Source organism: Saprospiraceae bacterium (assembly GCA_016717265.1).
Classification (GTDB): Bacteria; Bacteroidota; Bacteroidia; order Chitinophagales; family Saprospiraceae; genus Vicinibacter.
The window spans coordinates 1,334,921-1,360,036 of sequence record JADKFX010000001.1; the positions used below are offsets into that span (position 1 = coordinate 1,334,921).

Consider the following 25,116-nt stretch of genomic DNA (forward strand, 5'->3'; position numbering starts at 1 on the left):
CCAATTTTTGAGTTTCTGACACCTTAAACAAAAATATTTTCACTTTTTTTGTAAAGTTAGGAATCCTTACTATGTTTGCACTGACAATAATATTTTAACTAATTTAAAAATTAAAAAATGTCAGAACAAATCAAAGGATACGCCTACGGGCAAGTAGGGCAATCACCTGTAAGCATTGCCGATTTAAACCTTCTCAAAAAAACAGTATTGTTTACAGAAGAAGACGAAAAAAACCTACGCCTTGCAGGCGAAGTGCTAAAAGACCAAACAAACGAAGTGCTTGACCTTTGGTATGGTTTCGTTGGTGGCAACGAACATTTGTTGCACTACTTCGCTAAAAACGAAAAGCCAAATATGGATTACCTTACAGCGGTTAGGGCAAGATTTGGGCAATGGATTATGGACTTGTGTAACAAACCGTATGACCAAACATGGCTGAACTATCAACACGAAATTGCTTTGAGGCATCACACAAGTAAGAAAAACAAAACGGACGAAGTAGACACAGTTCCAATAATCCATTACCGCTATATGGTAGCATTTATTTTTCCTATTACGGCAACCATCAAAGGTTTTTTAGCAAAAAAAGGACACGATGCAGAAACAGTTGAAGCCATGTATTCAGCTTGGTTCAAGGCAGTAACGCTTTCGGTTATTCTGTGGACATACCCTTACATAAACAAAAACGAATTTTAATTGAAACCCTACCTCAAAAAATTTGGAATAGCTGGATTTTTGTTCTTTCTCATAAAAGGACTAACTTGCCTATTCTTTTTTCTCTTCATTAAATCAAAAATTTGAAATTATGCAAGTAGCAGTTTGGGACACCTATGTAACTAAAAAAGATGGTAGCGTAATGCATTTTGACATTATTGCTCCCGACCATATAAAAGATGAAAAAATAATTTATACCTTTGGTAAGGATTACTTACAATCTAAAAATCAAGAAAATCAGCCTTTGGCTGCAAAGGAATGTAAATTTTGTCACATTGAAAAAGCAACAGATGTAATGGTTTTAAGTATTCAACAAAAAGGGTATTACATTGTTGAAATGCAAAACTGCAAATAAAAGTGTCGGTATTTAATTTAGAAAATCAAAACGCCAATCTTGACAATAAAATAGTTGCTGGGTTGGAACGCTTATCGCAAGTGTTCCGTATTTTGCTTTGGGAGAAAGCAAAAGAACATAGTTTAAGTCCTATTCAAATTCAATTGTTGATTTTTATTCAGCATCATTCGGCAGACAAGACAACTATTAGTTATTTAGCACAAGAATTTAATTTCACTAAACCGACAATTAGCGATGCGATAAAAGTGTTGGAACAGAAAAAATTAATCAAAAAATTGACTGACAGCAACGACACCAGAAGCTATACTATACAACTTACTGTAATAGGAAAAAAAATAGTAGCAAAAACAGAAAATTTTGCCAATCCATTGACTACTATTATTGCAAAGTCTAGCGAAACAGATAAAAAAATATTATGGCAAAATATTTCAAATCTTATCATCCAACTTAACAAATTAAAAGTATTAAGTGTGCAACGAACTTGTTTCAATTGCATACATTATGCTACCGAAAACAAAACACATTTTTGCAATTTGCTTAACCAAAAATTGGAAACAAAAGATATAAGAATTGACTGTGGAGAATTTGAAATTGCTTAAATTGATAACGCTTTTGGTGGCACATTTGTATTTTTTCCAACGCATTGACCAACACTATAAAATTCAAAAGAGCCACCAAGCAAACGCACCAAAAAAAGCAGAAACAATGGACAGTCACGCAACCAAAGACAATGTCTTGTCCTAAAAATACCTGCCCAACTGCAGGCGGGGTTTACAAATGTAGTTTGTTTTTGATAATAGTTCTTCCATAATTTTTGTGGTTTAATGGGTCTTATTGATTGATGAATTGCTTCTGGAGTAAAGTTTCCAATGCTCATGTGAGGTCTTTCTAAGTTGTATAAATCTATAATTTTTCTAAGTAAATTCTTAGCCTCTTTCAAAGTACTGATTTCATAGGTTTCTAAGTATTCATCTTTGATAATTCCATTTACTCTTTCTGCAACTGCATTTTCAAAAGGATCTCCATTCTTAGTCATGCTTATTTTAATTTCATTATCCTGCAATAATTTGACATACACTTGACTACAGTATTGAATTCCTCTATCACTATGGTGGATTAAATTCAAATGGTCTTCTAGTTTTAATTCAGATAGAGCCATTTCTAATGCATGAATACTTTTCATTGTTTCCATTGTTTCTCCTACCTGATATCCAACTATTTTACGAGAATAGGCGTCCGTAATTAAGCTTATGTACAAATGCCCTTGGTTTTGCTTCCAATATGTGATATCACTTACCCATAGCTGGCTAATAGCTGTTGGAATCATCTCTCGAATTAAGTTGGGATACTTCCGCAATCTATGATACGAATTTGTTGTTTGAATCTTGCGTTGTCGTTTTCTCACTAATAGATAATTAGATGAAAGTAAATCAAACAAGCTATCTCTGCCTATTTTAATCTGTTGTTCCAATATAAATGGTTGAAGCATTTCATAAAGCTTTCTTGTTCCCATTCTACGATGATCTTCTCGGATATGCTTTACCTGTTTCAAAATCATTTCTTCTTCTATTGTTGTTGATATAGCTTCCCAATTATATTGATTATAAGCCTGTCTGCTCATACCAAACCATCCACATAGCTTGGCTAATCCTATTGGTTTAAAATTACTTATCATGGTCTCTATGGCTTGGTATTTAGCTTTTTTCTAATTGGAATTTTAAATTCCTTCTCAGCTTTATCCACCATTGTAAAAAATGCAATCGCTTTTGAGTTTTGCATCTTTTAATTGCTTTTTAAGTTCAAAAATCCATTTTTCAATTGAAGATTTTCAAATGATTCCTCGGATGTTTTATGGAGTTTAGCTTTCTTCTTTTTAACTGCCATATCTGTCTCTTTTTTGCTCAATTTAACGCTCATTGGCCTTCCTGAGACTGAATATCCTAATTTCTTCATCCATCTCAGTAATTGTCCATGCTCTTCCTCTTGACCTGTGTACTTCTTCCAGATCTCTTTTATTGTACACCCATTAGTAATCATCTCTTGAATGATTCGATGCTGATCTTCTTGACTGAAGTATTTCCCCGCCTTTTTTACAATTTTTTTAATCATATTTACACTAGTTTTGTGTAAACCTATTTTAAGACAAGACAGAAAGTTTTGAAATGAAATTTGTTGACGGTAGTGCCTTTTTAAATCATTATTTTGTTAAGTTAGGTTGGCTTACAACTTGGATTGGTTTGTTTCCTAAGTTCGAATTGCAAGGACTATTTTTTGCTTTAGAACAGAACTTAAATGATTATTCAATGCAAAATAGTGGACTGACTTTAACAGTACCAATGGTATTTATTGAAGGGGAGAAAATTTAATGGATATGAACTACTTTGCCCCAATTACAGTAGCCGAAAGATATGCCAATGGCAGGCCTAACTTTCATAGCAACACGATTAGTCATGTTAAAGGGTTTCTTAAACTTGAACATAAATTTAATTCGGCACTGGACATTGCTTGTGGAACAGGACTCTCCACTCAAGCCTTATTAGAAATAGCTTCTCATGTCTATGGGACAGATAGTTCAAAAGCCATGTTGGACTTTGCTTTACAAAAAGACAAGATAAATTACCAAATTGCGAAAGCAGAGGAACAAGCTTTTGAAAACAATTTCTTTGATTTAATTACCGTTTGCTCAGGTGTTCACTGGTTTGATATAGATAAATTTTTAATGGAAACGAGCCGACTTTTAAAAAATAGGGCATGGTTAATTCTATACGACAATTTCTTTTTAGCTGAAATGGAGGGCGTTCCTAAATTCAAAGAGTGGTATAAAACTAATTATCTAAAAACATTTCCAGCACCGGCAAGAATTGTTAGTTACAACTGGACAAATGAAAATTTGGATAAAGTGAAATTCAACTTTTTTAAGGAAGAAAAATTTAGCAATGCCGTTTCATTTACTAAAAATGAGTTAGTACTTTATTTTACAACACAGAGCAATATTATCTCAAAAGTAGAAAATAATGAGACAAACTATAGGGATACTGAGATTTGGTTAAACGGTGAACTTAATGCATTTTTCATGAACGAAAATGATACTAAAACATTTCTTTTTGGTAATTGGATAAAATATTTACAAAAGATATCATGAATATCATCAAAACAAAAACACTTGCAATTCTACAATCCTCGCCAATCAATCCATTCTGGAATGATGAATATCCTCTAATTTTGAATGATAGGTTTCCAATTTTATTGGATGGAGTTGAAAAATGCAACCATTCTTTGATGGAAGATAAAAAAACCAAGATGTTATTGATTCGGATGTGGATTTTGAAAAGGAAAATGAAATTCGATTTTCAATATTTGTAAACATTAAACATAAAGAAGAAGATATGGGAAGTATGCATGTTGAAAGACTAAAAGCTGAAAATCAATTGTTTTTTGTTTGGGTGATAGACCGTAACAATGATTTAAAGTAACAGAGAATATTACCTAACACCAATTCTATTTTATTTTTAACATGGTTTGGAAACGCGGCATGATGTAAAAATAGAAAGTGAAATGATAAAGCGATTAATGTTAAATATAATATGGATCAATGAAAATAGAAACTTTAGAATTCAAAGAGTTTAAACCGATTGCTCCTTTAGTCGAGGAGGTTCTAAACCTCCACTTGGATTTATTTCCGAATGTATATAAGATATTTGAATATGATGGAATTCAAAAAGCAACGGGATCTACACTTTTAATTGAATTCTGTAAAGTTTTTATTACCCAGATGCGTGATGTAACTATAGGCTATATCATGATTTTGATTAAACTATTTTCGGAAAATGCCTTTCATTATTCCTTCAGTCTTAAACAGATTACTCGGCTGTCAGTTGGAGAAAGTTATAAAAGAACAGGAATAGATGCAATCTTGACTGGAAAGGCAGAAGCAGCTGTAAAGGAATTGAATATTAAGCGATTGGAACTTGACCACTTAGATAATAAATGGTTAGCAAATTCTTATTTTTCATAGTTAAGGGTTACTTCTTTTTTGAAGTAACTTGTTGAAACTGTTAATTTAAAGCATGAAAATAGCAGCAGCTCAAATAAAATCATATAAAAATAATACAGAGGCAAACATTCAAAATCATTTGCGTATGATTGAACTGGCTGCACAACAAAATGTTGGGTTAATTCTGTTCCCTGAGATGTCGCTAACCGGCTATGAAAGAGAATTGGCAAAGGAGTTATCGTTTGATGCCAATGATTCACGGCTCAATATTTTTTGCAATAAAGCCATTGAAAACAATATGATCATTCTTGTTGGAGCACCAATCAAAATAAACTCGCAACTATACATTGGTTCATTTATCTTTTTACCAGATGGTTCAAATACTATTTACACCAAGCAAAATTTGCATGAAGGAGAGGAAAAATATTTCTCTCCTAGCTCAAAATTCAACCCATTAATTCATTTACAGACCCAAAGAATATCAGTTGCTATTTGTGCTGATATTGCAAATCCAGGGCATCCGGCAAATGCAAGTCAAACTAAATCCACTTTGTATTTAGTCAGTTTTTTTTACACACCAGGCGGAATTGCAAAAGGTTATGAACTTTTGAGTATCTACGCAAAAAAGTATTCAATGAATGTCCTCATGGCAAATTATACAGGTTCATCTTACGGACTTGAGGGTGCTGGGCAAAGTGGATTTTGGAATAGTGACGGGAAGTTAAATGCTCAATTGAACAACTCAGAAGAAAATTTATTAATTATTGTAATTTAACATTAATACTTAAATGTATAACAATTTTGAGATACGCTTCATTAACGAAACAGATACCCAAGCTGTTCTTGATATTTACAAATATTATGTTGACCATACTATAATTTCATTTGAATATGAAGCACCAACTCTTGAAGAATACAGAGAAAGAATCCGAATAAGCACTGAGAAATACCCATGGTTGATTTGTTTGTGTAACAATAAAATTATTGGCTTTGCTTACGGAAGCACATATCGTTACCGCAACGCCTATCAATGGAGTTCTGAATCAAGCATTTATATAGCTCCTGATTTTCACACAAAAGGAATTGGAAGAATTTTATATATGACTCTCTTAGAACTCTTAAAACTGCAGGGATATTTCAATGTTTTTGCTGGAGTGGCTTTACCGAACGAAAAAAGTGTTGGCTTTCATCGGACATTAGGATTTAAAGAAATTGGATTTTTTAAAAAGGTTGGCTATAAACATGGCAATTGGCACGACATACATTGGTTTCAGCTTCACTTAACTGATAACATTTTAAATCCACCAACTCCAAAAACAATAAATGCAGTTTTAACAAGTTCAGCATTTCAAACTATTTTGACAAATGCAAACGAAAGAACAAAAAACATAAAATGAAATCAAAGATAATAATTTTAACTATCATGATATGCTTTGGTACTCTTTTTACCAAAGCTCAAAACATGGACAGTGTAAAATACATTCTGGATAGCATGTATTCATGTTCGCCATTCTTTGGTAATATTTTAATTACCAAAAGCAACAAAATACTTTTTGAAAAAAGTTATGGATATGCAGATGCCATCCATAATATACCACTTACCAATCTAAATTCGTTCCAAGTGGCTTCTATTTCAAAACAATTCACAGCTTACGGAATTATGATTTTGAAGAGCAAGGGGTTTTTGAATTACGATAGTTTTGTATGCAAGTACATTTCAACTTTTCCATACAAGAATATTACAGTTAGACATTTACTTAAACATACATCGGGGCTTCCAAATTTTTGGGATGAGATCAGACCCAACATGGATACTACCAAATCAAACGGCAACAAAGAAGTTTTAGCATATTTAATTCAACATCAACTTACAATGCAATTTGAACCAGGCACAAAATTTCAGTATGTTGATATTGGTTATGATTTTTTAGCAAGCATTATTGAAAATATTTCGGGCTTGACTTATCAGGATTTTATGTACCAAAACATTTTTGAACCATTAAAGTTGGAAAGTACGGTTGCTTATATGGTTACAGACATTCGTAAAATTCAAAATAAAAAATTAGCCATTGGACACATATTTGAAAATGGAAATTTTGAATATGCACATCTGCATCCAAAATATAACTTCGTATCTTACTTGGGCAATTTTTATGGTGATGGATCGGTTGTAACAACTGCAAGAGATTTGGCTAAGTGGGATAAAGCACTTAAAGACTGCCAACTATTGCCTTGCGAAATTCAAAATGAATCTATAACCGAAACAACATATAACGGACAGACAATTTATGCCAAAACAAACCCAAACATCAGTTATGGTTTTGGTTGGTTTATAAAAGAGAAACCTTCAGGAAAATTGGTTTATCACACTGGCGGACATCCCGGAAACTCACATGTTATGTATCGTTTATTGGATAAGGACATAACTTTTATTTTTTTATCTAATTCAGAAACATCAAACTTGAAATTTTTACGAAACAGGATACTTGAACTGTTAAATTAAATACTAATATAGAAATACCACAATGGAAAACTCCATTTATACAATAGTATATGTTCAAGCAAAGTCATTGGCAAAATCATTTTTATTTTTTGAAATTTGTTTTTTTATTTGTTGTTGGAGTTTATTATCCGTAAATCTCCAAACCACAAGTATTTTCGTATTCCTTAAGTCAAGCTGCATTTTTGCCTTGTTAATTTATTTAACACCTATTTTTTTTATTTGTAGTTTTCTTTTTGAGGGGTTCTTAATAAAGCAGAGTAACAAAAAAGGCATTCTGAAACCTTTCATCGATGGAATTCCTGTAAGTTTAAACCTGACAATGATTAGTTGATATTTTTTAATGCATAAATTATAAATGAGTAATCAAACGGCATATTGGAACAAAATAGCGAATGAAAAAACATTCACACATCCACTCAATATTTCATTGCTTGAAAAGTTCGTGGACAAAGACGCCTGCATTGTAGATTATGGTTGCGGTTATGGGCGTTTGATTGAAAAACTTAATGAAGAAAAGTTTACCAATGTGAAAGGTTTTGATATTTCGGCTGAACTAATTAACAGAGGAAATAAAAATGGCATAGAATCCATTTTTCAAATTGATATGCCACATGGTTTGCTAGTTGAAAATAATTCCGTTGATTGTTTCCTTTTGTTTGCGGTACTGACGTGTATTCCAGAGAATGCTTTGCAAGTGGAATTAATTCAAACTTTATATTCTAAACTTAAAAGGGGTGGAATCATTTATATCAGTGACTACTATTTGCAAACCCAATCCTCCGAAATGGACCGTTATGATTACCTGGATAGCAACAAAGAAAACTATGGTGTGTTCACATTAGCAGAAGGAGTGACATTTCGGCATCATACCAAAGACTGGATACAGCATTTACTCAACAATTTTGAAATTATAAATGAAAGGTTGATTGAAGTTAAAACAATGAATGGAAATCATGCGGAAGCATTTCAAATAATTGCTAAAAAGGGATAAGGAAGATTATGAGTCCAGAAAGTCACACACAAAAATATCATGACGGCAAGGCAACAGGCCAAACGATAATGGCTATTTTATTTGACCACTTACAGAGTTAACATCGCTTAAAAATTTTAAATTTATGAGACAGAGACTATTTACAATTTTCTTATTTATCAATTTTAATTGCATTTTTGGACAAAATATTTCAAGGCTTGACAATAATAAAATTTCAACTATTGAAATAGACAGTATGGTTGAGAAACTCATAGATACTGCGAATGTTCACGGGTTAAATCTATCAATAATCAACAAAAATAGGCTTACATATATTAAATCATATGGTTTCAGAAATAAAACAAAAGAGGAGTTGTTAGACACCTCAACAATTATGTATGGTGCATCATTCAGCAAAGCTGTTTTTGGTTTTTTAGTTACCAAATTGGTTGAAGAAAAGGTACTGAAATTGGATAGACCATTGTATAAATATCTTGCAAAGCCCATCCCTGAATATGATTATTTTTCCGATTTAAAAAGCGATGAAAGGTGGAAATTAATAACAGCACGAATGTGTTTAAGTCATACCACAGGACTTCCAAATGTGAGATGGTTTCATCCGACTTCAGGAATTCAAGATACATTAGGAGTAATGAGAATATATTTTAAACCAGGAGATAAATACGCCTACTCTGGAGAAGCTTTTAAACTATTGCAATTAGTAGTTGAAGAAATTACGCACAAGAATATTGATGAATTGGCTCAAGAAAAAATATTTAAGCCGTTTAAAATGACAAGAACTGGTTTTATTTGGCATAATTCATTCGGAGATGATAATGTTGCTGTTGGTCATATGGATAATGGAGCTATCGATATTAAGAAAAAACGGACAGAACCAGTCGCAGGCGGTTCATTAGTAACTACAATTTCTGATTATTCAAAATTTATTGAGAATGTAATGCAAAAAAGCGGGCTTAATATAGAAAGTTACAATAAAATGCTCTCACCGCAAATATCCATTCATTCAGTAACCCAATTCCCTCCAATAACAACTGAAACAACCAGCGAAAACGACAATATTGCTTTAACCTATGGCCTTGGTTGGGGGCTTTTCAATTGTGATCAAGAAAAGGCTTTTTTTAAAGAAGGAAATGGTGGTTCTTGGAGAAACTTCAATATAAACTATCCTGAAAAAGGAATATCAATAATTATTATGACAAATAGTGAAAACGGTGAAGAGATATACCAGCCTTTATTGGAATTTATACTTGGCAAAACCTGTATACCTTGGAAATGGGAAAGTTGGATACCGTACTACAATAAGATAAAAAAATAGCAACATTTGAAAATGCAGAGTTCCAAAAATTATAGATTCTTGTTGATTCCAATATTTGGAGCATTCATTTTTATTATACTTTATGTTTTTGCATCATTTTTATATCCCGGTGGCTGTCAGGTTTCTAAAAATTCTATTGGGTTTAGTTGGACAAATAATTATTGGTGCAACTTACTAAATGAGAACGGTATTAATGGACAATATAATCCTGCAAAACCAATTGCAATGTTAGGAATGTTAGTTCTTAGTTTAACGCTTTCTTTTTTTTGGATTTTATTTCCAATACATTTTAGTACTAAAAGAATGGCACTTACAATTCAGATTTCAGGGACACTTGCAATGATAATTCCTTTGTTTTTATTTTCAAATCTCAACCACGACATTGTAACAAACCTTGCAGCAATATTTGGAATTATAGCCAGCATTGGTACTTTTATAGTGCTTTATAAAGCTAAATGGTATTGGCTTTTTGTTTTTGGTCTATTGAATATTTTGCTTGTCGGACTAAATAATTACGTCTACCATTCAAAAGAACTTATAGTTTATTTGCCTGTAATTCAGAAAATTAGTTTTGCAATTTTTTTAATATGGATATGTTGCCTATGCATAAATATATTTATAATGGCGAGGAAAAACAGCCAATAATGGCCGTAATACAAAAACGGAGGTTCCGTGCTTTTATAACAATGTACCTCTTCCTAAAACAAGTTAACATTTTTTAAAAGCTAATTTAAAAAATAACTCTTAAATTTACTAAAACTTATGAAACTTACAAGGAAGATAAATGGAATGAACTTAACGAGGCATTGCCGGAAACATATGGTGCAAATAGAAGTTTAATTCCGGTTGAGACTTTTGTATTTGTGGCCTATTACAAAAAATAAAATTGGGATTGGATTTTAAAAACTGGTTTGTTTAATACAAGAGCCGGTAGCAGTCGCGGCTCATTAAGATTGGGGCTTCACGAAACTGAAGCTAAGTACATATTATTGCACAAAAAAGGAGAAATCCAAACCGGAAAATTATTTTAAGTCCGAGAATCAGGACCCAGAATTTTCTCAAGGAAAACTTTAGAAAGAATAAATTACCTTAAAAACACTAAAAACAAGCACAATATTATTTGGTTTACAAAGTAGAAGAAATTAAAGACGAAGAATTTTTAAATTTAAATTGGGACATGACAGAATTGGATGGCTATAATAAAGGCTGAGGGTAAGCGCTACCCTTTTCAGCAACAATGACCGAATTAATGAAAACAAAAAAGAAATAGAAACCAGCTCATTTTGCAAGCACATTTAGAACCCGCACAAGCAACTGCAAGACCAAAGTTTAATAGAAAGTTTACTTCCAGTCTTAGATTAGCTCCTAATAATAAAATTAGCGGGGACAATGTATTGCGTAATCAAATTGGAAGGTGGGCCAATCGTTTTAAGATAGCACTTAGATGGGCTGCTAATTGTATAGCAAAATCATTAAGTATATAAAAAAATAATTGAATAGCTTTGCCTTTGTCAAGAAAGAACAAATATTCTCTAACATGCCGAAACAATTGGAATTGTATTAAAACTTATTTCGGACTATTATTTAACACAAGCATCATTGACAACAAATGACGAAAAAAAAAGGAATGTACAACATCGCTTGGCAATATGGTGGCAGAGGTGCTTTCTGGAGACATTTTTGCAAGGTTTACCATTTCTGCTCCGTATGAACTTTAATGCTAAAATCCACCACATCGCCAAGCCAATCCGTTAGCTGTTATTATAAATGACCTTGACTAATGAAAAGAACTATTTTAATATTTGCCTTTTGTAATTTCACAACGATTTCATTCGGACAATTTCCTGGCTCGGTAGACAGCCTATATTCTTTTATTAAATCAAACTCCATTTTACGGAACAAGGTTGACTGGAAACCAATTGACCATAATTTCAACTATCAAATCACGAATTCTAAAAACATTCAAGACACGATGAAATGTTTTGTATCTGTCTTAGAAAGTTTGAATGATGTTCATTCTCAAATATATTTGAAAAACCAGTATTTTGGTCACTATCCACAATTTGATGATACAACATTAGCTTGGATTATACCATTAAATGACAAAGCCATATTGTCAACCAATCAAATCTACACTTCTTTTCTTCCGAATAGAATTGGATATGTGAGAGTTCCTTCATTTCAGGTTTATGACCCTAAACAGATAAACTATTCTGCTCAATCCTTATATGATAGCATCAACAATATTGCAGTTAAAAAACCAAAAGGTTTTATTATTGATCTAAGACTAAATGGTGGTGGAAATATTTACCCAATGCTTTCGGGACTTAGTGTTTTATTAGGAAACAATATTATTGGATACGAAACAGATATAAATGATAGCATTGTGAGAACTTGGGAAATCAAAAACGGAAACTTCATTATTGGAGGTTATCAGGCTACCAATATTTCAACGAAATTAAGACCAAAGTTTCAATCAATACCAATTGTAGTACTAATAGGTCCAGTATCAAAAAGTTCTGGTAGTATGATGGCAATTGCATTTAAAGGAAGACCCAATACATACTTTATTGGAGAGCCAACAGCAGATGGATATACAACATCGAATGGATATTTTCAGTTTGCCCCAAATTTGACCTTAAACTTTGCAACCAACTTTGTTGCAGACAGAAATAAAACGGTTTATAAAACCGTAGTTAATCCAGACGTAATTGTTCATCACGGTGACAATTTTGAAGACTTAATGAAGGACGAAAAAATAAAATTAGCCATTCAATGGTTGACGAGAAAATAAGAGTATAACATAGGACGGGTTTGGCAAAAGCGGCGGTTCCGTGCTCCGCAAACACATTTGTGGTTAATCAAACAATTGGTTCTTCTAATCAATATTTATGTTGAAATTGAGACCTTCGCCAAGCTTGAAAAAGTTAGCGGTAACGCTGGTGAACCTGAAAACGGAGAAAATAATTTGGAATAACAAAAAAGAGATGAGTAGAAAAATTAAGCTTTTGGGTGGTCTATTTTTATTGGTCACTATTTTTATATTAAGTTGTCATAGCAATGGAAATGTGCAACACTTTTCTTTGAAGACCCTTTCTCCTATTGTGCTAAAAATAAATGGAGTAGAAATCTTTCAATATTGGGAATTCAAGAATGACTCTTTTTTATGGGACACGAATTTTGTTCAACCACCTTCCATAAAATTATATAAAGATTCAGTAAGTGAAATACTTGGCAAGGACACCTTTAAACTTATTTTACGAAAACTAGCATATCAAGACATTTCTTACAAATCTGTAGATACCGAAAATGGAGATTCTATGAATGCTCAACTTATTCATTCTAAAACCTTAGGAAAAATAAGACCAATAAACTATTTGGAGTCGCAATTATTAGATTATCAAATAAGCAGGTATCCTTTATTAAGTCATCCAACAGAGTTTCATGGGTTCGTTTTATTTAACGATTCTTTAAAACTTGTCAAGGTTTATTTTGCCGCAAGCGATCAGCCTTGGCCTCCTAAACCAAATATTATTTTAAAAGCAGTAAAAAATGATTTAAAGAAAGGATGGACTTTTAAATACCACTTACATAATCATTATGAACCAAAATCTAATCACTATTTAGGAATACTTGCCCCTAGTATGACGGATGTTCAGTATTATTTATTCTTAACGGAAGAGTTTAATTTAGAGCAAGCATTGATAACTAATGGATTTAATACGGTTGAAATTCAAAAAGGAGAATTTCCGAAACTAAAATCCCCAGAAAATAATTGAACAAACAAATAGTAAAATAGGAAAAGTCCGAACCGCTTGAACAGCACATTTGCAATAAGCGAGGTTTCGTGCTCCGCAGACAGTTTTGTGGGTATAGAAAGTGTAATCAGAAGAAAATTGATAGACATTTAACTTACATAGACGAGCAATGAATTTTTAAATCAACTTGATCAAAACGATATCCAAGAAGATTTAATTGAGGTATCTAATATCCAGGAAAAGCTAAATTGTCTTGTCCTGAAATAGCTTGTCACAAAAAAAATTCAATATGCACCACCCAAAGAGTACCTAATGCTAATTCAAAAAAGAAAACAAGGCATAGTCAGTAGAATTCGAAAATCCATAGCTAAATTTGATCTAAAACCAGCTGATTTTTGATTTTCAACGTGTTGATTTTTAGTCTTGACTGGTGACGTTAGTCAGAAGCATATGCAGACTGACAAGAAATTTAAAATATAAAAATGTTACAACTATTAGGACTATTCTCAATTTCTTGGTTACTAATTTGGCTTTTTGAAAAAGGGAACTTATCAGTTTTGGGTTTGACACTTACAAAAGACAGGCTGAAATATTTCACAATCCTTTTTATTGTTTCGGCCATACTTTCTGCGACAGCTTTTCTTTTGAGAATGTACTTTGCAAAAGAAGAATACACAATATCACAATCTTTGACGATTCAGTCAATTTTAATTGAAACCTGGTATCAATTCAGGACAGTTTTGACAGAAGAGTTAATTTGCAGAGGGGCATTACTTTACATTCTAATTAAAAAAATCGGACAGGCAAAAGCTGTACTTATTTCATCTATAATTTTTGCGGTATTGCATTGGATAAATGCAGGAGTTTGGGGCAACCTGACACAAATGATTATGGTGTTCATTTTTACATTTTCAATGGGACTTTTATTGGCTTACTCATACGCAAGAACTTTTTCATTACTGATACCTTTTGCAATACATTTTGGTTGGAACTTGACGCAGAACTATATTTTTCCAGGCACTCCAACAGGCAGCCACATTTTGACATTAACAGCTCCACCGCCAACAGTGACAATTTCTTACTTTGCTTTTTTTACAATGCTTTTACTTCCGAAAATATCTGTAATTTTAATTGACCTTTTAATTGTAAAACGCCATCGACAAGTTGACTTACCTTAGAAAAATGCCAGTACATAATAACACATTCGCAATAGGCTCGGTTGCATACTCCGCAGACAGTTTTGTGGTTATAGAAAGATTAAAACTTATTTCGTACTATTATTTAACACAAGCATCATTGACAACAAATGACGAAAAGGAAAAAAACGAATGTACAACATCGATTTGGCAATATGGTGGCTGAGGTGCTTCCTGGAAACATTTTTACAAGGTTCAGCATTTCTATTCCGTATGAACTTTAGTCCTAAAATCCGCCACATCGCCAACCAATCCGTTTTAGTTAACACTATGAATACCTTACTAAAACAAATAGACATAGAAGCGACAGACAAAAAGTTTATTATTAATAATTTTAAAACACAGATAGAATGAAGCAAACAACAACATTAGGACACAGTGCTCTACAAGTGAAACGAATTGGACTTGGTTGTATGGGTATGTCAGAGTTTTATGGTTCTTTTAACGAAGAAGAATCTATGAATACTTTGCATAAAGCCATCGATCTAGGAGTAAATTTTTTCGACACAGCCGACATGTATGGTTGGGGAGCAAATGAACGACTATTAGGGAAAGCGTTTAAAGGACGTTGGGGTGAGCTAATTTTAGCGACCAAGTTTGCTGTGATGCGAGGATCCAAAGGTGAATTTCTTGGACTTAACGGTAAGCCAGAATACATAAGACAAGCGTGCGAACAAAGTCTTAAAAATTTGGGAGTTGATACAATTGATTTGTATTACATGCATCGGCAAGACCCGAAAGTAGAAATTGAAGAAATTGTTGGTGCAATGAGTGACTTGGTAAGACACGGAAAGGTAAAGCACTTAGGCATCTGTGAAGCGAATGTAGAAACAATTCGAAGGGCACATGCTGTGCACCCGCTTACTGCCGTTCAAAACGAATATTCTTTGTGGAGCCGCGAACCTGAATATGAGATTTTGGATGTGTGTCTAGAACTTGGAATCACCTTTGTCGCATATAGTCCATTGGGTCGGGGTTTCTTAACAGGGGCTATTAAAAGCCGAGCAGATTTAGAAACAAATGATTGGCGTCTAACACTACCTCGCTTTCAAGATGAAGCAATCGAAGAGAATTTAAAGTTTGTTGAAGTTATTGAACAAATTGCACAAGACAAAAAAGTTTGCAAAGCGCAAATTGCTTTAGCGTGGGTATTATCTCAAAACGATGAAATCGTGACTATTCCAGGCACTAGAAAAATTCATCGTCTCGAAGAGAATTTAGGAGCATTTAAGGTGGAGTTAACAGATTCTGATCTGGCTATTATTCAAAATTCTATGCCTTCGGTAACAATTGGAAATCGTTATTAGTAATATACAGCGTTTTGGAATCTAATAAAGTTTTAGATATAATTAAAAGATAAATTCAAAAACTAATTATTGCCAACAAAGCGTTTATACACTGATGGGTGTTCAGTGGTTCATTGAACATGCAAGCGCGCATCAACATTTTTGGTGGCTTGACAGTTTTGTGCTCCCCCGCCTGAATGGTGCAGTCGGGCAGGGAAATCGCCAATTCTTAATTCCACAAACCGTTCGTTAACAGCTATATTAAGAAAAAATTCTACATCAAAAATTTGATTGATTTATGATAAAACAGATTTATCGATTTTTAAATCCAAGATTTCAGAACTTATTTCTTGAATACAAAGTCGATCTTAAACCAAGATACGGACATGGAAAGCCCGCACATCAAGAATTATTAAATATTATTAATTTAAATAGAGACAAATACAAAGAATTGATATGTAAATCACTTTCTTTGAAAGAGCGAATTTGGACAATTCAGGATTCAAGTAAAGAAGACAACCCGATTAATCCACGGTGGAATAATGGCTTTTTACCTGGACTTGATATTATTGGCATTTATACATTATTGACTATGTATAAGCCTAAAAAATATATCGAGATTGGATCCGGAAATTCAACAAAAGTTGCATATAAAGTTAAGAAAGATTCAAATTTGACTACAGAGATAATTTCAATTGATCCTATGCCACGCGCAGAGATCGATAATCTTGCAGATAAAGTTTTCAGGGTTCCATTTGAAAATATTGATTTTAACATCTTGGAAGCTTTAAATGAAAATGACATTCTCTTCGTTGATAATTCACACAGAATATTGCCAAATTCAGATTCTATGGTGTTTTATCTTGAGATATTGCCCAGACTTAAAAAAGGGGTTATTGTTCATATTCATGATATTTATCTTCCCTATGACTATCCACAATTTATGTGTGACAAATTCTATTCAGAACAATATGGATTGGCAATGTATTTACTAGCAAACTCAAAAAAATACGAGACCATTTTGCCGAATTATTTCATATCGGAGGACAAAGAATTATCAGAAATGATTTCACCAATTTGGGAACATGATAACCTTAAGAATGTTGAAAAACATGGAGGTTCATTCTGGATTAAAATAAACGAGTAAATATACTCCGGTTGCCAAACACAGGGTATTGTATATGCAGGTTTCAAAGGTTTGTAGCTCGTTAAAAATGCCAAGCTAATTGGATCAGAATTCGGGTTTGTAAACCCTCACAACACCATACTATCAAAGCTTAGCAGGGATGCCATAACGACAAAAATAACATTGACATAGAAACAAATATTTATCTTTGACACCGCTAAATATTTTAAAAATGGCAGACAAAAAAGCGATCTCTTCAGCAACAACTTTTGAAATGCAAACTTTCGTTGCAACCAACATTAAAGCACCAGCTGACAAAATTTTGCGGCTGTTGACAGAAGCTAAGAATTTCACAAAATGGAATTCAACCCAAGTTTCACTTCAAGGTGAAATGAAGCAGGGTGAATCAACCAGACTTGTTTCTAAGGTAGACCCAACGTGAATTTTCAAACTCAAAGATGCTGAACAGACATCGATTACACTTGTTTGGAAAGATATTTTTGCAACGCTGTTTGCGAGTGTTAGGATTTTTAAATTGTAATCTAAATAAGATGAGTCAACAGATTTCTCAAGGACAGAAATTTTTAAGGAATAATTCTACCGATGATTAAAAGTTCATTTCCTGACTTCAAAGAAAATTTTCAAAAATATGCTGTGGATTTGTAAAAGACCGCAGAAAATAATTAACCAATAAAATTTATAAAAATGGCACAAGAAGGAACAAAAGAAAATCCATGGAAGCTAAAAACACCTCCTTTGACTTCTGATTACGAAATGTACAAAGACGAAAAGGATGGAAAAGAAGTAATCGTTTGTGTTGTTGGCAAAACCACATTGCTTTATGACTATCGCTGCTTGACGGACCTTCAAACTATGCTTAAAAAACACGGCGATTGGTTGGAGCTTGGTAGCGCAGACGAACAGAAGCCTGCTAAAGAAGGGACGGTTGAAGCCTGGGGGCGTTCCGAGAAAAATCCTGTTGGTGGTTGGTATGGACTAAAGAAAGGGCTTCGTGGACGCTTTGGAATGTATGTTCCACCTTTGATGGAAAAACTTGGACTTGCAGAAGTAACACACGATCCCAAGGGAAACAAAATGAGAGCAAAGTAACTACCGTCGAATAAATACTTAAGGTGAATACGCAATTGTTATTCCGTTAAAGCTGGATAAATAGACGGGGTTGTGTTGCTGAAATGCCACAAGCTAGGTTCTGCAACCGGTATTGTGGATAATGAATATTATAGTTTTGACAATATGAATCACAAATTAAATCTTCGGATTACAAAAAAATAAAAATTATCCAGCTTATTTTAGTGAAACAAAGCAATCAAACATTTTGATTGTAACAGATGAAAGTTTGTCGTTTTTATTTTGAATTTACTTTGACAATTTTAAACTGATGGTTCAAGAGGGTGCTTTTAAATTCGGTTTAGGATTATATGGCGGTTTAGCCGATTAGTATATTATTGGAGATGAAGACATTTTACGGTTTGACAAACCAACTTTTGGACAAAGATGGAATCCACTGTAACCTAAAAATAAATTATGCTACCTAAACAATACAAAATACAAACCAATTATAATCTTGTTGGCGGATTTTTTAAATTGTATTTTGCAAATAGAAATCCAAAACTTTAGTATTTTCACACGATGCCCTAATCTGTCAATGTAAAACAACAAAGCCAAATACGAATGATAGTATCAGTAACTAAAATCGAGTTAAATTCTTATTCAAAGTTTATTTCCTTTTTTAAGTTTAATGGGCAAATTATCAAAGAGTTGAAACACTCAAAGTGTATAAAATATAAAATAGCCGGCAATTGGAATTTGAAAGTGTGGTACACCATGACATTATGGGCAAATGAAACTGAGCTTAACGAGTTTTATCGGAATGGTACACATTTAGAAGCAATGAAACAATCGAAGACATTTTCTTCTAAAATTCAATCCCATCGGATACAGAATGAGGATTTGATAAGTTGGAAGGAAGCTAAAAAACTATTTGTTTAAAATTAATTCCATAATTAAGGACGAATGGACAAATTGAAAGTATGGACTGAAAACCAGAATTCAGAGAAGTTTTATTATGCCACAAAGGCAAATTTGAAACTCGAACAGTTGATGGAACCTGGCTTTAATTCAAACTATAGAAAAAGAAATATGGCAAGTACGGATTGTGTAAGTCTTGGATGATCCAATATTACCAAACCAACTTCTTCAATGGGAAGAATAGCTTTTCTGATATTGCTACAAAATGGTTAGCAATTTAAAACCTAATGTAAAATTAAACATTTAACTTGAGCATATTCCAAAATTTTAAATCAGCATTTTTAAAAAAAATCTGATATCTCAAACTGAATTATCTAAAAAATTTTCTAATCTCACTCTTGAAATAATGCACAACATGCACCTGCAGGATCTTTAATGATTGCATACCGGGCACCTCCACCATAAGATTTTGGTCCGGATAGGATTTCCCCACCTTTTTGTTTAAGGATTTCTAAGCTTGCGTCTAAATCGGCTACGTAAAAATATACTAACCACATAGGCGGTATATCTTTATTGCCGCCTCTTGCATGACAAATACCAGATTTAGTTTGGTTGTCATCAGGAGAATTCATACAATAATCAGAATAGCCACCCATGTCCATTTCTGTTATTGTATAGCCTATTACAGAGGCATAAAAATCTTTGATCTCCGATGCATTTTCAACGGTAAGATCAGCCCAACTAAAAGAACCGATTGCTGCCTTCATGATTTTTTTTTAAAAGAATTTATAATTAAAATAGTCTAAATGTCCTGATTGTAAAACCATATGCCTAATAAGCTGTGCTCCATGAGTAGGCTCTGGTAATTTATTTCGCTCACCCAAAAGCATGCTAGAATTACAAAAATAACTGAAATATTGGAAATTATTTTTCAGGCGTAGTGAATTTTAAACCAGGCTGGTGATTCCTATGAACACCCATATTATTTATAAACAAACACCCTGAAATGGTCTTAAATAGCAATTTTATATATAAAAAACCTTCATATGAACCATCTGGCTTATATTTGCAGGAATTTAATTTTCTGAATGATCCATTATAAAAGACATCTGGTCACTGCGGCGCTTCCGTATGCTAATGGACCCTTGCATGTTGGTCATCTGTGTGGTGCCTATTTACCAGCTGACGTCTATGTTAGGTTTCAGCGATTAATGGGAAAGGATATTTTATTAATTTGTGGTTCTGACGAACATGGTGCTGCAATAACTATGAGGGCGATAAAAGAAAACAAGTCGTCACAAGAGATTATAGATACCTATCATTCGTTATTTCAAAAAACGTTTAAAGGCATTGGTATTTCATTTGATTATTACCACCGCACTTCGGATCCCCTACATCATAAAACTTCGCAAGACTTTTTTCGCGATTTATATAATCAGGGAGAATTCCAGGAAATAGAATCAGAACAATATTATGATACCAAAAACGAACAATTTCTTGCAGATCGATATATCGTTGGGACCTGTCCTAAATGTGGAAATGAAAATGCTTATGGTGATCAATGTGAGCAATGTGGTAGTTCGTTAAGTCCTACAGAACTTATAAATCCAAAATCAGTACTCAGTGGTGAGACACCAATTCTTAAGAAAACTAAACATTGGTATCTTCCTTTAAATCTATATGAGTCCTGGCTTAAACCTTGGCTGGAAGAAGGTTTATTAAATGGTCAAGAACATCATGATCCAGCGGCTTGGAAAAATCATGTATTGGGTCAATGTAAATCCTGGATAGAAGGCGGATTGCAAGCAAGAGCCATGACACGGGATTTAGATTGGGGTGTGGATGTTCCTCCTGAAATTCCTGGAAGTGAAGGCAAAAAATTGTATGTCTGGTTGGATGCTCCCATTGGATATATTTCGGCAACAAAACAATGGGCAATCGACCATCACAAAGACTGGGAATTATATTGGAAAGATCCGGAATCTGAACTCATCCATTTTATAGGAAAAGATAATATTGTATTTCATTGTATCATTTTTCCAGCAATTTTAAAAGCTCACGGTTCTTATAATCTTCCAAGTAATGTACCTGCAAATCAGTTTATGAATTTGGAAGGAAATAAAATTTCAACTTCCAGAAACTGGGCAGTTTGGGTACATGAATATTTGGATGAATTGCCAGGATTAGAAGATTCCCTCCGGTATTATTTGATTAAAAATATGCCGGAACAAAAAGATAGTGAGTTTACCTGGAAAACATTTCAGGATGCGCATAATAATGAACTGGTAAATAATCTATCTAATTTTGTACATCGCGTTTTATCCTTAGTTCATAAATTTTATAAAGGAAAAGTACCAGATTTTGATCCAGATGAAAGTATTGAAGGAGTTGCAGGCGATGAATTAGGTGGATTCCATGATGCAGAAATGATTTATCTTTTTGATATCCTGGATGAATTAAATCAACATCTCCGGGAATTTGATTTTAGGTCTGCCCTTAAATCATTAATGCAAATATCGAGTTCTGGAAATCAATTATTACAAAATAATGAACCCTGGAAAATGCAAAAGTCCAGTCCGGAAACGGTTGAAGTCGTTATGAATTTATGTGTGCATTATGTGGTTGCATTGAGTGTTGCAATGAAACCGTTTTTGCCATTTACTTCTGACAAATTAAGAATCATGCTGGATCTTCCTCCACTAGAGGAAAAAGGGGAATTGAATGAAATGTTAGATAAAATTGCTGAGGGTGAATTTTTAATTCAAGCAGGTCACCAATTAAAGGAAGCTACTTATTTGTATTCCCGGATTGAAGATGACTTAATTCAAAAACAAATTGACAAACTCCATAAGCCTGAAAATAAAATGACGCATATTGAAATTGAAGAGAACAGCAATACCGTTTATCATCCCTTGAAAGAAACGATTAGCTATGATGATTTTGCTAAAATAGATTTGCGCACAGCTAAAATTATCGCTGCTGAAAAAGTAGCAAAGGCAGATAAACTTTTAAAACTTAGTTTAGACTTAGGTTTCGAAACTCGAACGGTAGTTAGTGGTATTGCTCAACATTACAGTCCGGAAGAAATCATTGGTAAAAATGTCTTAATCTTAGCGAATCTTGCACCCCGATCTTTAAAAGGAATAGAATCTAATGGAATGATCCTCATGGCAGAAAACGCAGAAGGCAAACTAACGTTTGTTAGTACTTTGGAGGAGTGGCAAAAAGGGAGCATCGTTAAATAAATTAAATATTTTTTAGCGGGTCTTAGCCTTCCGTTTTAAATCGCAGCATAGTATTTTCTAATGACTTCAGCTTGTTCTATGACGCGTGCTTGTACAGCTATAATAGTTGCCAGAATTCAACGAGCGAAGCGAAAATAGTAAGCTAGAATGTGTATTATTCCAGTTTTAAAATTCTTCGATTACCGAACCAATGTAACGCCGCCTCTATAGACTTTCACTGCACCACAATCTGTTGCTTTTACCGTAGCAAAATAAGTGTAAGTATCAATTGGGGCAGGTGCACCTTTAAATTCACCATCCCATCCTAAATTGACTTGATTACTGGTAAATACTTTTTGACCCCAGCGGTTATATATTTCAAGATTATAATCTGTTAAAGTACTTGCAGAATCTTTAACAAAGGGTTTGAAAATTTGATTTTCTTTAATGTCAGAATTTGGTGGAAATACATTTGGAAAAACTAAAAAATCACTTAAATCTTTAACAATGAATGTATTGGTATACGTATTCATGCAATATTTAATTTCAACCGTATAGGTTCCGGGCTTTGGAACAGCAATTACACTTGTTGTTTCTCCGGTATTCCATTTATATGAATCACCATTATCAATTAAAGCGGTAATGAGAATTGGAAAATTACTGCATGAATCTTTGATTTCAACTGTTTGATTACTGCGAATATCTAAACTAACATTGAAAGTAGTTTTAAATGTCGACTGACAATAAGTGTTCGTAACTACGTATGTTCCTGGTCCTGTGATGGCTCTTGCACCATTTGTAGAACCATCATCCCATAAATACCGGACAGCTGTTATACCAGGTCCTTGATATCCATATAATGTAAACGGATAATTGCAAATGGTATAATTAATAACTTCATCTTTAAATTGCTTTAAAGAGACATTAAAGGTCAAGGTAAAAGGGCTTTGGCATTTTGTAACGGTAACGGTATAAGTGCCCGGACCCGTTATATTTAAAAAATCAGTGCTATCTCCAGTGGCCCATTTATAACTGGCGCCTGGCCCTCTGTTGGCATCGAGTTTTCTCGGGTATTCACATTCTTCAATGGCGATAACTTCATTGGCATAGCTGATGTAAAAAACTTTATAAGTAATGGTTACAGTCTTTCCGCAATAGCTTATTTGCAATGAATAATTACCCGCTTCTTTAACATAAGTGCCGCTTTGCATTGAGCCATTGCTCCAAACGTAGGTTGCATTTGGTATGATTACCCCTGCTAAAAATATGGAATCTCCCTTGCATAAAGGTGTTGGGACTTCACCATCTTTCAAATCAAAGACTTCACAAACTCTGAAAAGTTTCATGCTGTCTTCAATAATACTGAATTGAGGCGTTTGAATTGTCAGCGCAGAATCTGGTAAATTGACCAGAATTAAGCTATCCATTATAATGTTGTGAATTTGTTTATTTATAAAGGATTTCGTTTCACAAGCTTCATATTGCATACTGGTTTTAATATTCAGGAATGCTAATGGATTTTTTGATGAGTCAACATGGTTTGCTACCACAGCAAAATTACCATCATCTAATAAAGCAGATTTATAATCCGATATTAAGTGTTGACTTGACCAATATTTAGAATTTACGATTCTGCCACTATCATTTAAGGTGTGCGCAAATATTGCAGTCTTTGGATCTCCATCTACCGTATCAACAGTGTTTAATATAACGTTCTTTTGACTGTTAAATAATAACCTGGAATTAAATTCCTGATTTAAATTTACATTTCTTAAACTCCGGATTCTATCAGATTGCCAGATAAGCTTACCTGCAAAATTTAAACAAATTACTTTTTTATAACGTGGTTTAAGAATGGTGCTCGTATCAAAAATAGGATTTACATAATCCATAGCAAAAATGATATTGCTGTCTTTTACTAAAACACTGTTATACATCATGAAATAGTCCACAAAATATTTTGACCAAATATTCTTACCGGTGGTATCATATTTCATAATGTTAAATATATCACCTACAACAAATTCTGTATCATTAATCATTTTTACCCAACGGATATGGCTTTCTTGTTGAATATGTTTTGACCATCTCACATTAAGCTGTTTGTCTAATAACACCACCCTGCTGCTTCCAAAAGACCCTGAAACATAATTAAATCCTAATAGTATTTTATCATCTTTATAAACTGAAAGTACCGGATTATAATTTCTGGTATTATTTGCAGCACCGATCACTTTAGCTTGTGAAATGACTCCATTTTCATAATAAAAAAGAATGATTCCAGAACTCGTAGAATTCTCAATGGTACCTGCAATCAGATATTTGTCTTGACCTATATATGCGAGCTGTGGTGTACTTAATTTCAAAGAAGCCTGGATATTTAATTTTGTGCAAGCATCTACTTTTCCACAATGATCAAATACTGTAATCTGAAAATTGGAATCTTTTGTTTGACTTAAAGTAAACCAACCCCCTTTATTATTGCCTACAAGGTCAACAGCGTTAAAAGTTGTTGAATCGGCTTTGTCTATAAATTGAAGAGGTTGTGCTTGAATTCCTGTTAAAAACAAACAAACCAAAAAGAGTACTTGAATGTAGCGCATGTGCTTATGAATTTACGAAGCAACAAATTTAGAGAATATTGACCAGCCCAACTGTTAAAATT

The 25,116-nt window shown here is 33.4% G+C and carries 26 protein-coding genes and 1 pseudogene; 23 read left to right on the forward strand and 4 right to left on the reverse strand.

Annotation, left to right across the window (positions count from 1 at the left end):
• Positions 1-117: 117 nt before the first annotated feature.
• The 3 genes from IPO86_05245 to IPO86_05255 all read left to right on the forward strand — a co-directional run bounded on the left by IPO86_05245 (position 118) and on the right by IPO86_05255 (position 1,668).
• Positions 118-696 (forward strand): protogloblin ApPgb, encoded by a 579-nt coding sequence (locus IPO86_05245; GenBank protein MBK9727507.1) that lies wholly within the window; start codon positions 118-120, stop codon positions 694-696.
• 109 nt (positions 697-805) lie between these two features.
• Complete coding sequence (locus IPO86_05250) at positions 806-1,069, forward strand: DUF2024 family protein (GenBank protein ID MBK9727508.1); 264 nt, start codon at positions 806-808, stop codon at positions 1,067-1,069.
• Positions 1,070-1,071: 2 nt separating this feature from the next.
• Positions 1,072-1,668 (forward strand): winged helix-turn-helix transcriptional regulator, encoded by a 597-nt coding sequence (locus IPO86_05255; GenBank protein ID MBK9727509.1) that lies wholly within the window; start codon positions 1,072-1,074, stop codon positions 1,666-1,668.
• On the opposite strand, the gene IPO86_05260 is transcribed toward IPO86_05255, so the two are convergent.
• Positions 1,665-2,744, reverse strand: coding sequence for an IS3 family transposase (locus IPO86_05260; GenBank protein ID MBK9727510.1), 1,080 nt, complete (start codon positions 2,742-2,744; stop codon positions 1,665-1,667). The two genes, IPO86_05255 and IPO86_05260, sit on opposite strands and share 4 nt — an antisense overlap.
• A gap of 107 nt (positions 2,745-2,851) precedes the next feature.
• Positions 2,852-3,178, reverse strand: coding sequence for a hypothetical protein (locus IPO86_05265; GenBank protein ID MBK9727511.1), 327 nt, complete (start codon positions 3,176-3,178; stop codon positions 2,852-2,854).
• Between the two features lie 53 nt (positions 3,179-3,231).
• On the opposite strand from IPO86_05265, the gene IPO86_05270 reads away from it, so the two are divergent.
• From IPO86_05270 to IPO86_05360, 19 genes and pseudogenes are all read left to right on the forward strand, one after another.
• The gene (locus IPO86_05270) at positions 3,232-3,435 is read left to right on the forward strand and encodes a hypothetical protein (protein MBK9727512.1); all 204 of its coding nucleotides are present in this window, start codon (positions 3,232-3,234) and stop codon (positions 3,433-3,435) included.
• Positions 3,435-4,211 (forward strand): class I SAM-dependent methyltransferase, encoded by a 777-nt coding sequence (locus tag IPO86_05275; GenBank protein MBK9727513.1) that lies wholly within the window; start codon positions 3,435-3,437, stop codon positions 4,209-4,211. The genes IPO86_05270 and IPO86_05275 overlap by 1 nt, the downstream gene beginning before the upstream one ends.
• Positions 4,208-4,432 (forward strand): hypothetical protein, encoded by a 225-nt coding sequence (locus tag IPO86_05280; protein MBK9727514.1) that lies wholly within the window; start codon positions 4,208-4,210, stop codon positions 4,430-4,432. The genes IPO86_05275 and IPO86_05280 overlap by 4 nt, the downstream gene beginning before the upstream one ends.
• Before the next feature lie 229 nt (positions 4,433-4,661).
• Entirely contained in the window at positions 4,662-5,084 is a 423-nt protein-coding gene (locus IPO86_05285; protein ID MBK9727515.1) for a hypothetical protein, read from the forward strand.
• A gap of 52 nt (positions 5,085-5,136) precedes the next feature.
• Entirely contained in the window at positions 5,137-5,838 is a 702-nt protein-coding gene (locus tag IPO86_05290) for a carbon-nitrogen hydrolase family protein (protein MBK9727516.1), read from the forward strand.
• Positions 5,839-5,851: 13 nt separating this feature from the next.
• Positions 5,852-6,460 carry an N-acetyltransferase gene (locus IPO86_05295; protein MBK9727517.1) on the forward strand — a complete coding sequence of 203 codons (609 nt, stop codon included), beginning with the start codon at positions 5,852-5,854 and terminating at the stop codon, positions 6,458-6,460.
• Positions 6,457-7,566 (forward strand): beta-lactamase family protein, encoded by a 1,110-nt coding sequence (locus tag IPO86_05300; protein ID MBK9727518.1) that lies wholly within the window; start codon positions 6,457-6,459, stop codon positions 7,564-7,566. Before IPO86_05295 ends, IPO86_05300 begins: the two co-directional genes overlap by 4 nt.
• Before the next feature lie 340 nt (positions 7,567-7,906).
• Positions 7,907-8,557 (forward strand): annotated as a pseudogene (locus tag IPO86_05305) (class I SAM-dependent methyltransferase).
• Between the two features lie 235 nt (positions 8,558-8,792).
• Positions 8,793-9,872 (forward strand): beta-lactamase family protein, encoded by a 1,080-nt coding sequence (locus IPO86_05310; protein ID MBK9727519.1) that lies wholly within the window; start codon positions 8,793-8,795, stop codon positions 9,870-9,872.
• Positions 9,873-9,884: 12 nt separating this feature from the next.
• The gene (locus IPO86_05315; protein ID MBK9727520.1) at positions 9,885-10,517 is read left to right on the forward strand and encodes a hypothetical protein; all 633 of its coding nucleotides are present in this window, start codon (positions 9,885-9,887) and stop codon (positions 10,515-10,517) included.
• Between the two features lie 1,135 nt (positions 10,518-11,652).
• The gene (locus IPO86_05320) at positions 11,653-12,666 is read left to right on the forward strand and encodes a S41 family peptidase (GenBank protein ID MBK9727521.1); all 1,014 of its coding nucleotides are present in this window, start codon (positions 11,653-11,655) and stop codon (positions 12,664-12,666) included.
• Positions 12,667-12,763: 97 nt separating this feature from the next.
• A complete protein-coding gene (locus IPO86_05325) occupies positions 12,764-13,651 on the forward strand; it encodes a hypothetical protein (protein ID MBK9727522.1) in 888 nt (295 codons plus the stop codon).
• Between the two features lie 461 nt (positions 13,652-14,112).
• Entirely contained in the window at positions 14,113-14,808 is a 696-nt protein-coding gene (locus IPO86_05330) for a CPBP family intramembrane metalloprotease (protein MBK9727523.1), read from the forward strand.
• Positions 14,809-15,176: 368 nt separating this feature from the next.
• Positions 15,177-16,133 (forward strand): aldo/keto reductase, encoded by a 957-nt coding sequence (locus IPO86_05335; protein MBK9727524.1) that lies wholly within the window; start codon positions 15,177-15,179, stop codon positions 16,131-16,133.
• A gap of 277 nt (positions 16,134-16,410) precedes the next feature.
• Positions 16,411-17,259, forward strand: a complete 849-nt coding sequence (locus tag IPO86_05340) for a class I SAM-dependent methyltransferase (GenBank protein ID MBK9727525.1) — start codon at positions 16,411-16,413, stop codon at positions 17,257-17,259.
• A 211-nt stretch (positions 17,260-17,470) separates the two neighbouring features.
• Positions 17,471-17,680 (forward strand): hypothetical protein, encoded by a 210-nt coding sequence (locus tag IPO86_05345; protein ID MBK9727526.1) that lies wholly within the window; start codon positions 17,471-17,473, stop codon positions 17,678-17,680.
• Between the two features lie 263 nt (positions 17,681-17,943).
• Complete coding sequence (locus IPO86_05350) at positions 17,944-18,348, forward strand: hypothetical protein (protein MBK9727527.1); 405 nt, start codon at positions 17,944-17,946, stop codon at positions 18,346-18,348.
• A gap of 582 nt (positions 18,349-18,930) precedes the next feature.
• Entirely contained in the window at positions 18,931-19,248 is a 318-nt protein-coding gene (locus tag IPO86_05355) for a hypothetical protein (GenBank protein ID MBK9727528.1), read from the forward strand.
• A 24-nt stretch (positions 19,249-19,272) separates the two neighbouring features.
• A complete protein-coding gene (locus tag IPO86_05360) occupies positions 19,273-19,431 on the forward strand; it encodes a hypothetical protein (GenBank protein MBK9727529.1) in 159 nt (52 codons plus the stop codon).
• Between the two features lie 188 nt (positions 19,432-19,619).
• On the opposite strand, the gene IPO86_05365 is transcribed toward IPO86_05360, so the two are convergent.
• Complete coding sequence (locus tag IPO86_05365) at positions 19,620-19,997, reverse strand: VOC family protein (protein MBK9727530.1); 378 nt, start codon at positions 19,995-19,997, stop codon at positions 19,620-19,622.
• A 318-nt stretch (positions 19,998-20,315) separates the two neighbouring features.
• Between IPO86_05365 and metG the strand changes: the two genes are divergently transcribed.
• Positions 20,316-22,472 carry a methionine--tRNA ligase gene (gene metG / locus IPO86_05370; protein MBK9727531.1) on the forward strand — a complete coding sequence of 719 codons (2,157 nt, stop codon included), beginning with the start codon at positions 20,316-20,318 and terminating at the stop codon, positions 22,470-22,472.
• A 179-nt stretch (positions 22,473-22,651) separates the two neighbouring features.
• Here metG and IPO86_05375 read toward each other — a convergent pair whose 3' ends face one another.
• On the reverse strand, positions 22,652-25,054 hold the full coding sequence (locus IPO86_05375) for a gliding motility-associated C-terminal domain-containing protein (GenBank protein MBK9727532.1): 2,403 nt from the start codon (positions 25,052-25,054) through the stop codon (positions 22,652-22,654).
• Positions 25,055-25,116 lie beyond the last annotated feature (62 nt).